Source organism: Pusillimonas sp. (genome assembly GCF_044464525.1).
In the GTDB taxonomy this organism is placed as follows: domain Bacteria; phylum Pseudomonadota; class Gammaproteobacteria; order Burkholderiales; family Burkholderiaceae_B; genus Pusillimonas.
This window is the reverse complement of sequence record NZ_JBIQLE010000001.1, coordinates 240414-258580: the sequence shown is the minus strand read 5'-3', so window position 1 is coordinate 258580 and position 18167 is coordinate 240414. Positions and strand designations below refer to the sequence as shown.

Here is an 18167-nt window from a genome sequence, read left to right as displayed (position 1 = left end):
GCGAACCCCGGCTGTATCCCCCCAAGAAACCGTGAGGCGTGTGGCGGGCGGGTATTATGGGTGACGTCCGACCAAGCCGAGCACCCTGACAATTTCGGGGAGGCAAGCCCGGAACTGTTTGAGCAACACGGGTGGCGAGCCACTGGCTCGCCGTTGCGAGTTTTTCGGGGGCCCGCCGAGGGGCGCCCCGAAATTGACAGGGTGGGAGGGAAGCCCGGCAAAGCCGGGCCGCCGGGAGCCGCGCCCAAAATACCCGCTCGCCACACGCCGGCCAACAAACTCAACATCAAGCCCTTGCACACCCACCCAACCGCCACACACAAGCCAAGCCAGGCCAGGATAAGGCACGACAAAGCAGAACAAGACAAGGCGCCGCACAAGCAATCTAAACAAACCCAAACCCCTCCAGTTCCAGCAAGGCAAGCTTGCGCCACAACCCTCCGGTATACCCAGTAAGCGTTCGATTCGAACCAATAATCCGATGGCACGGCACGACAATAGAGACCGGGTTCCGGCCAACCGCCGCGCCCACCGCCCTGCCGTGTCCACGGGTAAGACCCGCCATGGCCGCCAGCTCGCCGTACGAAACAAGCTCGCCATGAGGCACCCGGCACAAAGCCCGCCACACCTTGACCTGAAACGGCGTGCCCGCCAGATCCAGCGGAAGGTCGAAGTTCTTTCGAGACCCGGAAAAGTATTCCTGAAGCTCAACCCAAACACAGTCAAACAGCCGGCTCACCTCAGCCGGCGTGTCGCCTTGTAAAAGCTCTGGCGCCTCCGTGTGCGCTGCACGATGCTTAAGGCGGGTGCCCACAACCTGGCGACCATTCTGAGTTGCCTGCTCGCCGGAAATAGCCTGACCCGCTTCACCGTGAGACAGCGCCGCTCCCCCATCGCTGGAAAACAGCGCCAACTGCTCATGCAACCCGTCCTGCCCGCTCGAGCGACGCACCGGATGCAAAGCCCTCAGCGCTACACCACCAAGTTCACCCGACCCCGGCCGCTGCGACTCAGACCGCGGCGCCGGCCCGCCAGGCAGCGGCGGGCAGTCCTTCTGATCCAAGAAGTACAAGCCTGCAAGCCCCTTTTCTGCGCCGCAAAGCAGCACGGGGCCAAAAGGCGAATCGATACGCGCGCGATACATGCCTGATTTTCGATTGATGAGCATCAGAGTTGTGATTGCAGCCAGCGCAAGCATCAACCAACAACCCGTGGATGATTGCAGCCGCCGGCCGCTAATGCAGTTTAACGCGCGGAGCGCTGCGCTTGAGCAGCAGGCGCCCCACCGCCATCACGCATGTACGCACCACCCCCAACACCGCCAGATGGTGCATCAGATGCAGGCTCATGTACATCAACCGCGCCACCAGCCCCTCGACGAACCAGCTCTTGCCCGACAGCACGCCCATCAAGCTGCCTACCCCACGAGTGTGGCCCACTGCCACAAGCGACCCGTAATCCTTGAACCGGAACTCTTTTGCGGGCGGCTCGTTTCCCTGGACACGAGCGCTTAATATCGGGATGAGAAAACCGGCCTGCTGATGCGCCACCTGCGCCCGAGCGGGCAAATACTCATCTTCTTTGTCCCAGGGCGCTTGAGCGCAGTCGCCAATAGCGAAAATATTCGGGTCGTCGGTACGAAGCCTGCGATCGACCACCACCTGATTAAGTCGGTTAACGTTCAATCCCAACTGTGCCAGAAACGGCGGGGCCTCGATGCCCGCCGCCCAGACGCAGATGTCGCAAGGATAGTGCCTGCCCTGAGAATCAGTGAGGGTGTCTTCCTGGACCGAAGCCACACGCACCGAGGTTCGCACCTCGATGCCCCTTTGTTCCAGCAGGCGTTGCGCCGCGTCGGACATCTTCGGCGGCAAGGCCGACAATATGCGGCCTGCGCCTTCGAGCAAGGTGATGCGAACACTGTGTGCGGGATCAAAGCGATCCAGCCCGTAATAGCGGATATTCTTGGTCGCCTCAACAAGCTCGGCCGCCAGCTCCACGCCAGTCGCCCCGCCGCCGACGATCGCGATTTGCAAAGGCTCTGGAGGCTCAGGGCTATTATTTGCAATTACGAGCTTGCGCAGGAACAGCTTGCGGAAATGCTCGGCCTGCTGGGTGGAATCGAGGGCGACGGCGTATTCCTGGGCGCCCGGCGTGCCAAAGAAATTCGAGCGGCTGCCCACGGCGAGGACCAAAGTGTCGTAACTGATCCGGCGCGCGGGAAAGATTTCATGCTCTTCATCCACCACGGGGTTCAGCTGAATGAAGCGCGATTCGCGGTCGACGCCCGACAACTCACCATAAATAAAAGTGAAACCGCTATCTTTGGCCATCATCGCGTACGAAAGCCCTTCACGATGGATATCCAGCGTGCCGGCCGCCACTTCGTGCAGTGATGGCTTCCAGATGTGGTCGGACGAGCTATCCACCAGGAAGACATGTTCCGGCCCGAACCGGCGCCCCAATTTAGAGGCCAGCTCGAGGCCGCCGGCGCCGCCGCCGACAATCACCACCTTGTGCGCCTGGTCGTCCATGCATCCTCCTGATATTGATTGGGTTCCAGCCAACGCCCGGCGCGTTGCGCCGATCGACTTTACGCGCTTATCCGGCCACTGCAAACGCGGCCCCAAAGTCATTCAAAACTATATCAGCCAGCGGCAGCTGCGCGCCATGCCGAAATGAATTTCGAAAAAATGGGTTCCGGCATGTACCGGCCACGAAAAACCCCGCGATTTCAGCCTTGAAAGCCGAAATGGCGGGGTAAATGACGGCGTCCGGCCTTGCACCGGACGCTTTATGCAAACACCGTTTATTTGCCGGTCTTGGCCAAACGCTGCCAGGTCTCGACAACCGTGTCGGGGTTGAGCGACATGGATAAAATACCCTCGTCGCGCAGCCACTCGGCCAGGTCGGGATGATCGCTGGGCCCTTGGCCGCAAATGCCCACGTATTTGCCGGCGGCCAGGCAAGCCTGGATGGCACGGTTCAGCATGAACTTGACGGCTTCATCGCGCTCGTCGAAATCGGCGGCCAGAAGCTCCATGCCGGAATCGCGGTCGAGACCCAGGGTAAGCTGGGTCATGTCGTTGGAGCCGATCGAGAAGCCGTCAAAATGCTCGAGGAACTTGTCGGCCAGCAAGGCGTTCGAAGGCACTTCGCACATCATGATCAGGCGCAGGCCGTTTTCGCCGCGCGCCAGGCCATGCTTGCCCAACAGATCGACGACCCGCTTGGCTTGCGACACGGTGCGTACGAAAGGCACCATGATCTCGACGTTGGTCAGGCCCATTTCGTCGCGCACTTTTTTAAGCGCTTCGCATTCCATGCGGAAGCACTCTTCGAACTCGTCGGACAAGTAGCGGGAAGCACCCCGGAAACCAAGCATTGGGTTTTCTTCTTCGGGCTCGTAACGCGACCCGCCCACCAGCTTGCGATATTCGTTGGATTTGAAATCGGACAGCCGAACGATGACCGGCTTGGGATAGAAGGCGGCGCCAATGGTGGCCACGCCCTCGGCCAGCTTGTCGACGAAAAACGCACGCGGGCTGGCATAGCCGCGCGCTGCGGATTCAACCGCTTTTTTCAGATCGCTGTCGACATTGGGGTAGTCGAGTACGGCTTTGGGGTGGACATTAATATTGTTGTTGATGATGAACTCGAGGCGGGCCAAGCCCACGCCGGCATTGGGAATCTGAGAAAAATCGAAGGCCAGTTGCGGGTTGCCCACGTTCATCATGATCTTAAGGCCGATGTCGGGCATTTCGCCCCAGCGGACTTCTTCGATCTCGGTTTCGATCAGGCCATCGTAGATGCGGCCCTCGTCGCCTTCGGCGCAAGACACGGTAACTTCGTTGCCTTCTTGCAGAACGTCGGTTGCATTGGCGCAGCCCACTACGGCGGGGATGCCCAGTTCGCGGGCGATGATCGCCGCGTGGCAGGTGCGACCGCCCCGGTTGGTGACAATGGCCGAGGCCAGCTTCATGACCGGTTCCCAGTTAGGGTCTGTCATGTCGGTGACGAGAATGTCGCCGGCCTTGACCTGATCCATCTGCGAGATGTCGCCGACAATGCGCACCTTGCCCGAACCGATTTTCTGGCCAATGGCGCGACCGGTAATCAAGACTTCGCCGGTGGCCTTGAGGCGGTAGCGTTCTTGCACGTCTTGCGGGCCTTGCTGCGATTTGACCGTTTCGGGCCGGGCCTGCAGGATGTAGATTTTGCCGTCGTCGCCGTCACGGCCCCATTCGATATCCATGGGCCGCTTGTAGTGCTGCTCGATAATGACGGCATAGCGGGCCAGCTCGATCACTTCGTCGTCGGTAAGCGAATAGCGATTGCGCTCTGAAACGGGCACATCGACCGTACGCACGGCTACGCCTGCGGTGCGCTCGGGATCGAATTCCATCTTGAGCAGCTTAGAGCCGATGCGGCGGCTGATAATCGGGTAATGCCCCGAAGCCAGCGTGGGCTTGAAAACGTAGAATTCGTCGGGGTTGACCGCGCCCTGCACAACGGTTTCACCCAAGCCGTACGACGAAGTGATGAAAACCACATCATTGAAGCCCGATTCGGTATCAAGCGTGAACATGACGCCGGCGCTGCCTTTGTCAGACCGCACCATACGCTGAATGCCCGCCGACAAGGCGACGTCGGCATGGGCATAGCCCTTGTGCACGCGGTACGAGATAGCGCGATCGTTATATAGCGAGGCAAAAACGTGGCGCACTTTGTCAAGCACATCGTCGATACCGACAACGTTCAGGAAAGTTTCCTGCTGGCCGGCGAACGAGGCATCGGGCAGGTCTTCGGCGGTGGCAGAAGAACGTACCGCAAAAGAGCCCTTGCCGTCGGCGTCGAGCTTGGCAAAAGCATCGCGCACGGCCTGCTCCAGACCTGCGGGAAACGGGGTGTCGACGATCCATTGACGGATTTGCGCACCGGCCTCGGCCAGCTCGCGAACGTCGTCGGGATTAAGTGTGGACAGGCGTTGAGCGATACGATCATCAAGGCCGGTGGATTTTAAAAACTCGCGAAAAGCGTCGGCTGTGGTTGCGAAACCACCAGGCACACGTACCCCCGCACCCGCCAACTGGCTGATCATCTCGCCAAGGGAGGCGTTCTTTCCCCCCACCGAGTCAACATCCGTCATGCGGAGCTGCTCGAACGATACTACGTAAGACATAAAGTCACCTTTGACACTATAGAAGAAAGCTTGTTTGGGCAGCGCACAACAGAAGGGGCGAATGTGCCCTACAATCTATGCTCTAACCGAACAAGCCTGGCGGCCCCAAAGCCGCGCAAGGTTCGATTGTACTCGTTTCCCCACCCATCTTGCCGCCTTCCTTCCCCATGACTTCCACGCCCGTCGAGCACACAGTTTTCATCGTTTCGGACAGCACCGGCATTACCGCCGAGACCTTTTCACACGCTGTGCTTTCCCAGTTCGAACAGGTCAAATTCACGCCCGTACGCATTCCATTCATTGATGGGGCCGAAAAAGCGACGGAAGCGGCAAACCGCATCAACCGCTGCGCCGATCAAGAAGAGCGGCCGCCCTTGGTGTTCAGCACGTTGGTCAACCCGGACATCGCGTTCATCATCCGGCAGTCCAACTGCACCTTCCTCGACCTGTTCGGCACCTTCGTCAAACCGATCGAAGAGGCGCTCGACCTGAAATCCAGCCATTCGATCGGCCGCTCGCACATGGGCGGCCTCACGCCGCAATATCACAACCGTATCGAAGCGATCAACTTCAGCTTGGCCCACGACGACGGGCAGTTCATTCACGGCCTGGAGCAGGCCGACGTGATCCTGGTGGGCGTGTCGCGCTGCGGCAAGACGCCCACCAGCCTCTATCTGGCAATGCAGTACGCCATAAAGGCGGCGAATTTCCCGCTGATCCCCGAAGATTTCGAACGCGGCACCTTACCGGCGACATTGGCGCCTTTCCGTGGAAAACTCTTCGGCCTGTCGATCCAGCCCGAGCGCCTGTCCGAAGTACGCAACGAGCGCCGGCCAGACAGCCAATATGCCTCCTTGAAGCAATGCCGCTACGAAGTGGCCGAAGCCGAGCGACTCATGCGGATGGAAAACATTCCTTGCTTGTCGACCACCACACGGTCGATTGAAGAAATCTCTACCAAGGTGCTCCAAGAACTCGGCATCAACCGACGCAGTTACTGAGCCTGCTGGGTAACCTCCTGCTTCGCTTTCAAACTTCGCCAACACGTGAAGGTTCAGCATAGCGACGGCTTGGATGCGGCCCACTGTTTAGATTAGTACCTCTCGCTGGATTGGTCCGTCTCGATGAATTGGCCTGTCTCGTTGAGTTCATAAGCGCCTCGAATCAGTCGAGCGGATCAATCATCGTTGCCACCCATGCTGGCGTCGATGCTCAAACAGGCAAACCGCCGCAGCCGCAGCCACATTCAGCGACTCGACCCCAGGCGCCTGGGGAATGAAAACACGGCGATCAGCCAAGCGAAGCAATTCCGGGGCGATCCCCTGCCCCTCATTACCCATTAACCAGGCACATTCAAACGGCAATGGTTCGCCATACAAGGGGCCCGCATCCTCTAAAGCAGTCGCAATCAGGGGCACCAGCAGCTTTGCCCGTAAAGAAGAAAGATCGACATCCTCATACAGCCGCATCGAAAAATGCGCTCCCTGGGCGCTGCGCAGCACCTTGGGCGACCAGGCTCCCGCACAGCCCTCGGACAAATAAGCCTGATCAATGCCCGCAGCAGCTGCGGTGCGAAGCAAAGTACCCAGATTCCCCGGGTCTTGAACGCGATCCAACCAAAGACTCAGGCCGACAACTTGTTCGGGTAGCGGCTCTTGTGGAGCCTGCGCCATGAAATAAACACCCTGGCTTTCTTGCACCTGCGAAAGCCGGCGCGTCAAGGACGGTTCGCAACTGACGGCCACGCCATCGGGCAATGCGGCAGCCAGTTCAGTCAGCTCCGCGTCACGCTCGAGCCGCTGCAGATCGAATAGGGCAAAAGCGGGCGCCCCCCTATGCCGCAGCCATTCCTGGCACAGATGCACCCCCTCAAGCAATATCTGGTCACCGCGCCGGCCGCCGGCCAGACGAACAAACTGCTTGTATCGAGGATTGTCGCGCGAACTGATGTGCTTCACTGCGTGCCCCCGCATGAGCTCGTCTGTTTCATTCGCAATACCCGTACTGATCGCTTCGCTTCACAGCCGGCCTCCAGCAATCCACTGCACATGGAGCGACGTTTTTCGCTCGGCTTCGCTTCACGCTTCACCGCGCTCGAACCGGTGCGTAGCCGACGCCGGCCGCGGATGATCGGGCGCATACTGCGCCAGCCAATCGCGCACTGGAGCGAAACTGCGCCGATGAGCCGGGCAAGGGCCGTGCAATTTCAACATTTCAAGATGAACAGCCGTGCCATAGCCTTTGTGACGATGAAACTCATACTGCGGAAACTGCTGGTGAAGCTGCACGCAATCGGCATCGCGCGCTGTCTTGGCCAGAATGGAGGCGGCCGATATCGCGGGTACCAGGGCGTCGCCCTGTACGATGGCCTGGGCCGAGCAGACCAACCCCTTGGGCACCAGGTTGCCGTCAACCAGGGCCTGTACCGGCTTGATCGACAGGCCCGCACAGGCGCGACGCATGGCCAACATCGTGGCCTGCAGAATGTTCAAGCTGTCGATCTCTTCAACACTGGCGCTGGCAACAGCCCATGCCAACGACCTTTCGCGCACAAGGAACGCCAACTCTTCACGGCGCTCGGCGTTCAGTTTTTTGGAGTCGTCCAGCCCTTGGATCGGACGCTCCGGGTCAAGGATGACCGCTGCGGCGTAAACGGGCCCGGCCAATGGACCCCGGCCCGCTTCATCGATGCCCGCCAAATGCAAAATCGCCGGCATGGCGCCGAAAAGATCCGCTTGCCGTGTATTCATGCTCTCCCCTCCCCCCGACGCGACAGCCACTTTCCAGAGCATGGAACCTCGTTCCATCTCGGTAAATTGAAGCCCACAGGGCGCTGGTCCGCATAGTTCCGGGCCGAACAATTCCTGGCCGCATAGTACAGGTCCGCGGAGCACTGGGCTGTATAGCGCGGCGCCGCATAACGCAGGGCTGCATAAGCATCAGAAATCATGCCGTGCCTCTTTCAGTATCGCCCGCGCCGCCAGGCCGGGCGTGTCCCTAAGCAAGGTCTCATGCATGTGCGCGAACCGCTGCGCCGTGCGCCGGCCGTAATCGGCATCGGTCAAGGCCGTCCAAGTGGCGGCGGCCAGTTTCTCGGGAGTGGCGTCTTCCTGCAGCAGTTCGGGAACCGCGAAATCGTTCAGCAGCACGTTGGGCAGCCCCACCCAGGGTACCAGGGGCCGCGACTGACCGGATTTCCAGGCCATGATGCGCCGCATCGCGGGCGACAGCACATAGGAAATGACCATGGGCTTCTTGAACAGGGCCGCTTCGAGCGTGGCCGTGCCGCTGGCAACCAGCACGGCATCGGCCGCTTCAAGCGCGTCCCAGGCCGCCGGCCTGGAAGCGGAAACGGCCTGATCGAGCAGAAGCATATTGGGCACCGGATACTGCCTTAGCCAAGTCTCGAACTCGGCGCGCCGCTGGGCGTTGACCATGGGCACAACAATGCGCAAATTAGGATCTTGAGCCAGAAGCAGTTGCGACGCTTGCAAAAATCGCGGCGCAAGCAGCTTGATTTCAGATGCCCGGCTGCCGGGCATCAGGGCCAGCACGCGCTCGCCGGACCCCAGGCCCAGCTTGGCCCGAACCCCATCGCGGTCCGGCGTCATGGGTATCACTTGCGCCAAGGGATGGCCGACGTAGGTGACCGGCACACCCTCTTTCTGGTACAAGGCCTCTTCAAAAGGAAACAGCACCAGCATGTGCGAAACCGCCGCGCGTATCTTGTGAATGCGCTCGTAACGCCAGGCCCAGATGGATGGACCGACGAAGTGCACAGTGGGTATGCCGGCCTGCCGTAATTGATGCTCGAGCCTTAGATTGAAGTCAGGCGCATCAATGCCCACGAAGACGTCGGGCCTGTCGCGCAGCCAGCGCCGCTTTACGTCGCCATAGGTGCGCAGCAGACCGGGCAGCCGCTTGAGCGCATCGACATAACCAAATACCGTAAGCGCATCCATCGAGTGCCGGACATCAAGGCCCTGCTCGGACATGGCCGGCCCGCCTATGCCTTCACACTGGCTGCCCGGGGCCAGTTCGGCGATGCCTCGCATGACTCTTGCGGCCAGCAAGTCGCCTGAGGGCTCGCCGGCCACCATGGCGATGCGCGGCTTCATGCCCTGGCGATGCCTCGTGTAGAGGCGGCAAGAAAATCGACCAGCACCTGCAGGGCTTCGTGCGACTCGGGGCGCTGTGTTTGCAGCGCGGCGATCTGCCGGATCGCCTCTTCGATCTTGAGATTGCGGCGATAGAGGATTTTGTAAGCCTCCTTGAGCGCAGACACGGATTCGGGTGTGTAGCCACGGCGGTTGAGGCCTTCGCTATTGACGCCCACAGGCCGGAAGGGATCTCCGGCGCCGATGACGTATGGGGGGATGTCCTGCCGAATGGAACTGGTGCCGCCTATCATGCAATGGGCGCCAATTCGGACATACTGATGCACGGCCGTGGAGCCGCCCAATATGGCCCAATCGCCGATATGGATGTGGCCGGCAAGCTGCACGTTGTTGGCAATGACGGTGTGGTCGGCCACCTGGCAGTCGTGCGCAATGTGTACGTAGGCCATGATCCAGTTGTCGTCGCCCACACGGGTAACGCCGACATCTTGCGCCGTGCCGGTATTGATGGTGACGTATTCACGCACCATATTGCCGTCGCCAATTTCGAGCCGGGTGGGCTCGCCTTTGTATTTTTTATCTTGCGGCATGCCGCCGATGGAGCAGAACCGGTAGAAGACGTTGTCTTTACCTATGGTGGTGTGCCCATCAAGGATGCAATGCGGCCCCACCTGGGTACCTGCCCCGATGCGCACGCCAGGCCCCACGATACTGTACGCGCCTACTGTAACGTCGTTAGCCAGTTCGGCCTCCGGCGCCACAATGGCGGTGGGATGGATGCGCTCTGCCATCAGTCTTCCAGCGCCCGTATGGCGCACATGAGCTTGGCTGCCGCAACCTCTTGTCCGTCGACCGTCGCGCGCGCGCTGTACTTGCACATGGTGCGGCTAAGCCGATCGGCGGAAACCTCTAGCCGAAGCTGGTCGCCGGGCACGACCGGCCTGCGAAACCTTGCCCCGTCGACACCCACCAGGTAGTACGCAATTTTGCGGTCGGCAGGATTAACCGTGGCATCGCCCTCGAATGAAAACAGCGCGGCCGCCTGCGCCATGGCCTCGATGATGAGTACGCCGGGCATCACCGGATGATGCGGGAAATGGCCCTCGAAAAACGGCTCGTTCATCGAGACGTTCTTGATGGCCACGATGCTTTTGCCGGGTTCCATTTCGATGACCCGGTCAATGAGCAGCATCGGGTATCGATGCGGCAAGCGGGTCATGATTTCCGTAATATCGAGTTTCATTCGTTTCTATCCTACCGGCGTCATTCAGACATGCGCCTTTTGTCAATTATTGCCTTGTTTTTCGAGAGCCTTCAGGCGCCGCCGCAATTGCGAGAGCTGCCCGAGGGTTGCCGCGTTGCGTTGCCAGCCGGCATGCTCATCGAAGGGGTAGACACCCGTATAGCGCCCTGGCTTGTCGACGTTGGACGTAATGGCCGTGCCGCCCGAAACGTGAACGTCGTCGCCCAGCACCAGATGGCCGGAGATCATTGATGCGCCGCCTATGGTGCAGCGCGCGCCGATGGTGGTGGAGCCCGCGATGCCCACACAAGCCGCTATTGCCGTGTGATCGCCGATGTGCACGTTGTGCGCCACCATGATCTGGTTATCGAGCTTGACGCCATCGCCGATTGCCGTGTCTTCGAGCGCGCCCCGGTCTATCGTGGTGTTGGCGCCGATTTCAACGTCATGGCCGATTCTTACGCCGCCCAACTGAGCAATTTTAGCCCACGCCCCTTTTTCGCTGCCAGGATAGGGCGCAAAACCAAAGCCGTCGGCTCCGAGCACCGCCCCGCTGTGCACGATTGCCCGATCACCCACCCGCACTCCGTGATAGAGGGTGACCCGCGCGTGCAGCAAGCCGTCGGTTCCTATAGAGCTGCCTGCGCCAATGACGCATCCAGGCCCCAGGCGGGTGCCTTTGCCGATACTTGCGTCATCTTCAATGATGCAGTGCGGCCCAATGCTGACGCCGTCGGCGATTTGGGCCGACGGAGCGATTACAGCGTTTGGATGGATACCCTTGGCCAGGCTCTGGATGCGGTGCTGGTCAAACCACTGGGCCAGCAGCGCATACATGAGATAAGGCTGGCTGCACAGCACCACCCTGAACGACAAGGGTTCGTCTTGCAGCGACTGCCAGGCCTCTGGCGTGAGGATGACGGCAGCGGCCCGGCACTGGGCAAGTTGACCCTGAAGACGCGGATTTGCAAGGAAACTGATCTCGGTGGGACCGGCCCCAAGTAAAGAGCCCAAGCCCTGAATGCGGGGCATGGGCTGGTCGGATTCAACGATGCGTGTGTCCAGGCCGGTAAGGTTGGCTTCTTGCAATAACCCGGGCAACGTAGGCGCCTTTTCGGGCGCTAACAATACCGGCATATTCGTTTAGCCGCCCAAAGCCTGCATGACCTGATCGGTGATGTCTACGCGCGGGCTAACGGTAACGGCGTCTTGGATGATGAGGTCGTAGCCCTGCTGTTCGGCGATCTGCTTGATGGCGGCGTCGGCTTTTTCGACGATGGCGGAGAATTCTTCGTTGCGGCGGCGGTTGAAGTCTTCCTGGAACTCGCGGCGCTTGCGTTGCAGGTCGGAATCGAGGTCGGCCAACTGGCGCTGGCGCTTGATTCGCTCGGACTCGGACAAGACGGGTGCGTCTTTGTCGAATTGTTGAGCCTGATTACGCAGGTTGTTGGCCAGGCTTTGCAATTCGTCGTCGCGACGCTTGAACTCGGATTCAATCTTGGCCTGAGCCGCCTTGGCGGGCTTGGAATCGCGCAGGATGCGCTCGGTACTGACGAAACCTATTTTTGTGGGTTGGGCCTGAGCCTGTACGGTCGGCGCGCCCACCAACGAAACTGCACCTAACGCAGCCGCAAGCACCAAGGCGCGGTTGCCTGCTGCGATACGGCTGCAGAGGCGGCCGGTCACAGCGGAAAGCTTCAATGTGAATTCAGACTTCATGAAAAATCTACCTTGCGAAGGAGCAGTAAGAGTAAAAGACTTATTGTGCCATTAAATACGCGACATTAGAAACCAGTTCCGATCTGGAATTGGAAGGCCTGTTTGTCGTCGCCGTCTTTGGCGTTGAGCGCACGGCCGAACGAAAGCTCGAGCGGCCCCATGGGCGACTGCCACGACAAGCCGACGCCTGCCGAATAGCGCCACCCGCAGGGGTCTTGCACCTGATGCTGGTAGCCGTCCATGCAGGTCATGCCGCTGCCTGCCGACACCTGTCCGGCATCGGTAAACAGGAACCAACGCAAAGTGCGGTCGCGCGTGGCGCCGGGGAAAGGCAGATAAAGCTGCACGTTGCCCACGATACGCCGTGAACCGCCCAGGTAGTCGCCGGTGCGGGTATCGCGCGGCCCCAACGAGGCTCCCTCGTAGCCGCGCACCGAACCGATGCCGCCGGCATATACGTTTTTGATGACGGGGAAGGCCTTGCCGCCATAGGTTCTGCCCCAGTCGACCTGTCCGTTGAAGGCCAGCGTGAAGCTGCGGCCCAGCGGAATGTAATGCTGATGCTGGGCGTGCAGCATGTAGTAGCGAAGATCCATCGTGGAGACGTCGGCGGCCAGGCGGCTGTAGCTGCCCTTGTTGGGCGCGATGGCGCTGTCACGGGTATCTTTGGCCCAGCCTACGTTGAAGATGACGGAGTTGGTGGTGCGGCCGTACTCGTCGACGTACTGTTGGTAGGCGTCGGGCGGGTTATAGAGATCAAGCTGATTGCGCTCGAAGCTCACGCCGGTGAAAATGCGGTCGTACTCGGAAATGGGCACGCCGAAGTTCAAGCCGCCGCCCAAGGCCGTTACGCGATAATCACCTTCGCCAAACTCGCTGGACGAGCGTATCTCGTACGGCGTTGTACGACGGTAATAAACCGACGTGGTCTTGCTGATGCCGTCGTTGGTCCAATAGGGATCGGTATGCGCAATGACGGCCGAGCGGTTGGTCTTGCTGGTATTCACCTGCAACGACAGGCTGTTGCCGCTGCCGAAGATGTTGTCCTGGCTGATGCCGGCCGACAAAATAACCTTGTCGGTGGAACCATAGCCCACGCCCAGGTTGATCATGCCCGTGGGCTTTTCTTTGACGTCGACGTTGATGTCGACCTGATCCGGAGAGCCGGGCACGGGCTCGGTTTGAACATTGACATCGTTGAAGTAACCCAAGCGGTCGATACGGTCGCGAGACATCTTGATGTCGTTCGCGTCGTACCACGAAGCTTCCATCTGGCGCATCTCGCGCCGGACGACTTCGTCTCGTGTGCGGGTGTTGCCGCCGATTTGAATACGTCGCACGTACACGCGGCGGCCCGGATCAACATAAAAGGTAAGGTCGGCCTCGTGCGCCTCGCGATCCAGCTCCGGGTTGGGATTGACGTTGGCAAAGGCGTAGCCCAGGGTGCCCAGGTAATCAGTGATGGCCTTGGCCGTTTCGTTGGTGGTGGCGGCCGAGAAGGTCGAGCCTTCCTTGACCTTGATCATCTCGGCAATCTCTTCATCCAGGCCAAGCAGCTCGCCCGCCAGCTTGACGCTGCGCACCGTATAGGGTTCGCCTTCGTGCACCGTGAAGGTGATGAAGATGCTTTCGCGGTCGGGGGAAATCGAAACTTGCGGCGCCTCGGACGAGAACTCAAGATAGCCGCGATCCAGGTAAAAAGAACGGATGCGCTCAATATCGCCCTCGAGCTTTTCGCGCGAGTACTTATCTGTGCCCGTGTACCAGGTCATGAAGCCGGAGGTGGTCAGCTCAAGCTCGTCGCGCAGGCGTCCAGCCGAGAAATCTTCGTTGCCCACAAAGTTGATCTCGCTGATCTTGGCCAGGTCGCCTTCGAAAATGTCGAAACTGACACCCACGCGGTTGCGCGGAAGCGGCGTGATGATGGGGCTGATCTCGACGCCGTACTTGCCCTTGGCAAGATACTGTTGCTTGAGCTCGAACTCGGCACGCTCGAGCATGGCTTGGTCGAATACCCGGCCAGGCCCGAAGCCGACGCCGGAAAGCGACTTGTTCAAGGCTTCTGCGTCAAACTCGCGCATGCCGTTGAATGTCACGGAGGCTATCGTGGGGCGCTCTTTGACGTTGACCACCAGCACGTTGTTCTCGGTGTCGATGCTGACGTCGCTGAAGAAACCAGTGGCGTAAAGCCTTTGAATGGCTTCGCTGGCCTGCTCTTCGGTGAATTGCTCGCCCACCTTCACGGGTAAATAACTGAAGACCGCACCGGCGTCGACGCGCTGTATGCCATTTACACGGATATCTTGTACGACGAAGGGCGTGAAGGCGCCGGCCAGGCCGGGGGCCAGGCAGGCCGCCAGGATCAGGGGCAAGACACGGCGGCTAAATTTGGTTTTCCGACGAAACGACATCCTGGTGGATCCTTAGTAGATCAAATTGGGGAAAGATTGTAAGGCAGAACCCGCCCGATGTGCTGTTTGAACAGCACACTAGCTGAAAAGCCGGGTGAAATCATTAAAGAACGCTAATCCCATTAGCGCGGCAAGCAGGCCCAGCCCCACTCGTTGCCCTGTTTCGAGCCATGCGTCGGGCAAAGGCTTGCCGCGCAGCATCTCGATGACATAGTACATAAGGTGGCCGCCGTCCAGCATGGGAATGGGAAGCAGATTTAACACGCCGATACTAACACTGATCAGCGCCAAAAACCCGATATACGCCGCCAATCCAATGCGAGCCGTCTGCCCCGCGTAATCGGCGATGGTGACCGGCCCGCTGATATTGCGCACCGAGACGTCTCCGGTCACCATGCGCCCCATCATCTTCAACGAGAACCACACGGTATCGAAGGTACGCGCCACACCGCGCGAGACGCTTTCAATGGGACCATAACGCACCATCACCATGGGAAAGTCGGCGCCCAACATGACGCCGATGCGCCCCACCCTTTCGCCCGAAGCATCTTCGTGGGCCTGAGGTGTAAGTTCAATGGCCAGGGGTACGCCGTCGCGCAGCACGGCCAGGCTTATGGGCCGGCCCGCCTGGCCTTGGATATATTCGACCAGTTCAGAGCCCGAGGGCTCATTCAAGGGGCCTGCCGCCACAATCAAATCGCCTGGTTTCAGACCGGCCTGCTCACCCGAACCGCCCGCCACCACTTCACGCACCAAGGGGCGCGGCGTGGCCAGGGAAAGCCCCGCCTCACTCATAAGATCGGCTGAATCAGGTTCTATCTGAGCCGCTTCCAGCGCAATCTCGTGCCGGCGCTCTGCGCCGCCCTCGCTTTCGACCTGCAAAAGCGCCGTTCCCCCCGAAGTGAGCGCGTCAAGCAGCTCCCAACGGGCTTCGCCCCAGGAACGCACCTGCTTGCCATTGATGCCCACAAGGCGGTCGCCCGCTTGAATGCCCGCCATGGCGGCAGGCGTACCCGCCGCCGGCGGCGCCAGGAGGGCGGCCGGCTCTTGCGTGCCGATGAGGTTAAGCGCAGCGTAAAGCACCGCGGCCAGTAAAAGATTGGCCATGGGGCCCGCCGCCACGATGGCAAAGCGCTTGCCCACCGGCTGCTGGTTGAAGGCCTGGCCCGCATCGCTTGCGTCGGCCTGCTGAGGCTCGTCAAGCATTTTCACATAGCCGCCAAGCGGTATGGCGGACAGCGCCCATTCGGTGCCATGGCGGTCTGTGCGGCGAAGCAGCACTTTGCCAAAGCCGACCGAAAAGCGCAACACCTTGACCCCGCAGCGCCGCGCCACCCAATAGTGGCCCAGCTCATGAAAGGTGATGAGCAACCCCAAGGCGATGATGAAGGCGGCCAAGGTAAAAAGCATGATGGTTTTCTTGCGCCTCTATTTATTGACAGAACTGCAGGGCTTGCCGCCGTGCTTGGCCGTCAAGCTCTAGCACTGCCTCAAGCGAATCAATGGCCGGCCGTGTTTTACCCGCCATGGCATCAAGACACTGCTCGATGACTCGGGCGATGCCGGTAAAGGGAATACGACGTTCTAAGAACTGATCGACAGCGACTTCGTTGGCTGCATTAAGGACAATGCATGCGTCCTGTCCTGCTTCAAGCGCCTCGAACGACAATTTTAAACAAGGAAAGCGTCGAAGGTCGGGCGGCTCAAAATCGAGCCTGCCGATCATGGCCAGGTCTAGCGGCCCTACCCCACTGTCGATGCGGTCGGGAAAACCCAGGCCGTATGCGATGGGTGTGCGCATGTCCGGCTGGCCAAGCTGGGCAAGAATGGAACCGTCTTCATACTCGACCATGGAATGAATCATACTTTGCGGGTGAATGACCACCTGGATGCGTTCTGCGGGCATGGCAAACAGCCAATGGGCTTCAATTACCTCCAGCCCCTTGTTAAGCATGGTTGCCGAGTCGACGGAAATCTTACGGCCCATGCTCCAGTTCGGATGAGCGCAAGCCTGCTCGGGCGTGACGCTGTCCAGGCCGGCAAGCTCAGCGGTCCGGAACGGGCCGCCGGATGCGGTAAGCAGCAAACGTCGTACACCCCTGGCGGGCGTCGAGGGCGCCAGGGGCGCACCGGCGTGGGGAAGGCATTGAAAGATGGCATTATGCTCGCTGTCGACAGGCAGAAGCTCGGCGCCGTTATCGCGCACCGCAGCCATGAACAGGCTGCCGGCCGCCACCAGCGCCTCTTTATTGGCCAGCAGCACCCGCTTTCCCGCCCGGGCGGCAGCCAAAGCAGCAGGCAGGCCTGCCGCGCCGACAATAGCCGCCATAACGGTATCTACCTCGGGGTCGGCTGCACACACTTCCAAAGCACCGGCGCCCACGCGAATTTCGGGAACGGAACTCCCCGCGGGCCATGCTTGCAAAAACCGCCGGCGCGCCGCTTCGTCAGGCACCGCCACCACACGCGCGCCGCTCGCCAAAGCCTGTTCGGCCAGAAGCTCCATGCGGGTGTGGGCGCTAAGCGCGTGCACCCGGATGGTATCGGCGTGGCGCGACACGACGTCGAGCGTGCTGCAGCCAATCGAACCGGTGGACCCAAGTATGCAAAGGCGTTGAGTCTTCATGCAGCGATGCTCACCAACAAAAATGCGGTGGGCGCCACCGGCAGCAAGGCGTCAATGCGATCGTAGACGCCGCCGTGCCCCGGCAGCAAGGCGCTGGAATCCTTGCGCCCGGCACGGCGCTTGAGCAAGGACTCGAACAGGTCGCCGATGATGGACAGCGCCGCCAGCAAGGCTGAAAGCGCCAATGCGCCGGCCCAGCTCCAACCTTGAACGAGCGCCGCGCCGAAACTGCCCTGCCATTGGCTGGACACCGCCACCCAAATGACGGCGGCCAGCACACCCGCGATGGCGCCCTCCCAGCTTTTGCCGGGGCTGACACGGGGCGCCAGCTTGCGGCGTCCAAAGGCCTTGCCGGCAAAATAGGCGCCGACATCGGCGAACCAGATCAAGGCCAGCAAAGAGATTAAAAACCAGGCGCCGAACGCAAGGTAAAACTGCACCAGGGCCGCCCATGCGGACCAGACAGCAAAGATGGCGAAAATACGCAGGCCGCTGCTGGACGCGGGCGCATCGGTGCGCCCCTGTACCACCAGCGTCGTACCGACAATGAGCCAGCCCAGAACGACCGCGGGAATAAGCCAACCATTGCTGACATAACTTACCCACGACGCCCAGTGGGCCATATCGCCGCCGCGTATCCACCCGGTGGCGCAAAATAGCATTACCCCACCCAGGATAACTGCGATCACCACGGCCACGTTATCGGCGCCCGCGCTGACGGTAAGCCGCAGCCATTCCCATAGCGCGCAGGCCGCGGCCAGAACAAGCAGCAGTATCAGGGGCCAAGGGCTGGGGGCAGCCAAAGCGCCCAGCAGAACCGCCAGAAGCACTACTGCGGTGATCACGCGTTGCGCCAGCATGGCGGAAA

15 protein-coding genes are annotated in these 18167 nt (G+C 60.5%); 1 reads left to right on the top strand and 14 read right to left on the bottom strand.

What is annotated here, in order from left to right; genetic code table 11:
- Positions 1 to 385 precede the first annotated feature (385 nt).
- The 3 genes from ACIY1O_RS01175 to ppsA form a co-directional block, all read right to left on the bottom strand.
- Entirely contained in the window at positions 386 to 1168 is a 783-nt protein-coding gene (locus ACIY1O_RS01175) for a methylated-DNA--[protein]-cysteine S-methyltransferase (protein ID WP_397473228.1), read from the bottom strand.
- Between the two features lie 67 nt (positions 1169 to 1235).
- Positions 1236 to 2534 (bottom strand): NAD(P)/FAD-dependent oxidoreductase, encoded by a 1299-nt coding sequence (locus tag ACIY1O_RS01170; protein WP_397473227.1) that lies wholly within the window; start codon positions 2532 to 2534, stop codon positions 1236 to 1238.
- 275 nt (positions 2535 to 2809) lie between these two features.
- Positions 2810 to 5182: a phosphoenolpyruvate synthase gene (gene ppsA / locus ACIY1O_RS01165; protein ID WP_397473226.1), complete on the bottom strand. Its 2373-nt coding sequence runs from the start codon at positions 5180 to 5182 to the stop codon at positions 2810 to 2812.
- Positions 5183 to 5349: 167 nt separating this feature from the next.
- Between ppsA and ppsR the strand changes: the two genes are divergently transcribed.
- Positions 5350 to 6183: a posphoenolpyruvate synthetase regulatory kinase/phosphorylase PpsR gene (gene ppsR / locus ACIY1O_RS01160; RefSeq protein ID WP_397473225.1), complete on the top strand. Its 834-nt coding sequence runs from the start codon at positions 5350 to 5352 to the stop codon at positions 6181 to 6183.
- Between the two features lie 180 nt (positions 6184 to 6363).
- Here ppsR and ACIY1O_RS01155 read toward each other — a convergent pair whose 3' ends face one another.
- The 11 genes from ACIY1O_RS01155 to ACIY1O_RS01105 all read right to left on the bottom strand — a co-directional run bounded on the left by ACIY1O_RS01155 (position 6364) and on the right by ACIY1O_RS01105 (position 18159).
- A complete protein-coding gene (locus tag ACIY1O_RS01155) occupies positions 6364 to 7140 on the bottom strand; it encodes a TrmH family RNA methyltransferase (RefSeq protein ID WP_397473224.1) in 777 nt (258 codons plus the stop codon).
- A gap of 120 nt (positions 7141 to 7260) precedes the next feature.
- On the bottom strand, positions 7261 to 7932 hold the full coding sequence (rnhB, locus tag ACIY1O_RS01150; RefSeq protein WP_397473223.1) for a ribonuclease HII: 672 nt from the start codon (positions 7930 to 7932) through the stop codon (positions 7261 to 7263).
- Between the two features lie 189 nt (positions 7933 to 8121).
- A complete protein-coding gene (gene lpxB, locus ACIY1O_RS01145; RefSeq protein ID WP_397473222.1) occupies positions 8122 to 9300 on the bottom strand; it encodes a lipid-A-disaccharide synthase in 1179 nt (392 codons plus the stop codon).
- Positions 9297 to 10091, bottom strand: a complete 795-nt coding sequence (gene lpxA, locus ACIY1O_RS01140; protein WP_397473221.1) for an acyl-ACP--UDP-N-acetylglucosamine O-acyltransferase — start codon at positions 10089 to 10091, stop codon at positions 9297 to 9299. The genes lpxB and lpxA overlap by 4 nt, the downstream gene beginning before the upstream one ends.
- Positions 10091 to 10543: a 3-hydroxyacyl-ACP dehydratase FabZ gene (gene fabZ, locus ACIY1O_RS01135; RefSeq protein ID WP_397473220.1), complete on the bottom strand. Its 453-nt coding sequence runs from the start codon at positions 10541 to 10543 to the stop codon at positions 10091 to 10093. Before fabZ ends, lpxA begins: the two co-directional genes overlap by 1 nt.
- Before the next feature lie 42 nt (positions 10544 to 10585).
- On the bottom strand, positions 10586 to 11680 hold the full coding sequence (gene lpxD / locus ACIY1O_RS01130) for a UDP-3-O-(3-hydroxymyristoyl)glucosamine N-acyltransferase (RefSeq protein WP_397473219.1): 1095 nt from the start codon (positions 11678 to 11680) through the stop codon (positions 10586 to 10588).
- A gap of 6 nt (positions 11681 to 11686) precedes the next feature.
- Positions 11687 to 12262 (bottom strand): OmpH/Skp family outer membrane protein, encoded by a 576-nt coding sequence (locus ACIY1O_RS01125; protein WP_397473218.1) that lies wholly within the window; start codon positions 12260 to 12262, stop codon positions 11687 to 11689.
- A 65-nt stretch (positions 12263 to 12327) separates the two neighbouring features.
- Positions 12328 to 14673: an outer membrane protein assembly factor BamA gene (bamA, locus tag ACIY1O_RS01120; protein ID WP_397473217.1), complete on the bottom strand. Its 2346-nt coding sequence runs from the start codon at positions 14671 to 14673 to the stop codon at positions 12328 to 12330.
- Positions 14674 to 14751: 78 nt separating this feature from the next.
- On the bottom strand, positions 14752 to 16083 hold the full coding sequence (gene rseP / locus ACIY1O_RS01115; RefSeq protein WP_397473216.1) for an RIP metalloprotease RseP: 1332 nt from the start codon (positions 16081 to 16083) through the stop codon (positions 14752 to 14754).
- Between the two features lie 22 nt (positions 16084 to 16105).
- On the bottom strand, positions 16106 to 17299 hold the full coding sequence (locus ACIY1O_RS01110; protein ID WP_397473215.1) for a 1-deoxy-D-xylulose-5-phosphate reductoisomerase: 1194 nt from the start codon (positions 17297 to 17299) through the stop codon (positions 16106 to 16108).
- Complete coding sequence (locus tag ACIY1O_RS01105; RefSeq protein WP_397473214.1) at positions 17296 to 18159, bottom strand: phosphatidate cytidylyltransferase; 864 nt, start codon at positions 18157 to 18159, stop codon at positions 17296 to 17298. Before ACIY1O_RS01105 ends, ACIY1O_RS01110 begins: the two co-directional genes overlap by 4 nt.
- Positions 18160 to 18167 lie beyond the last annotated feature (8 nt).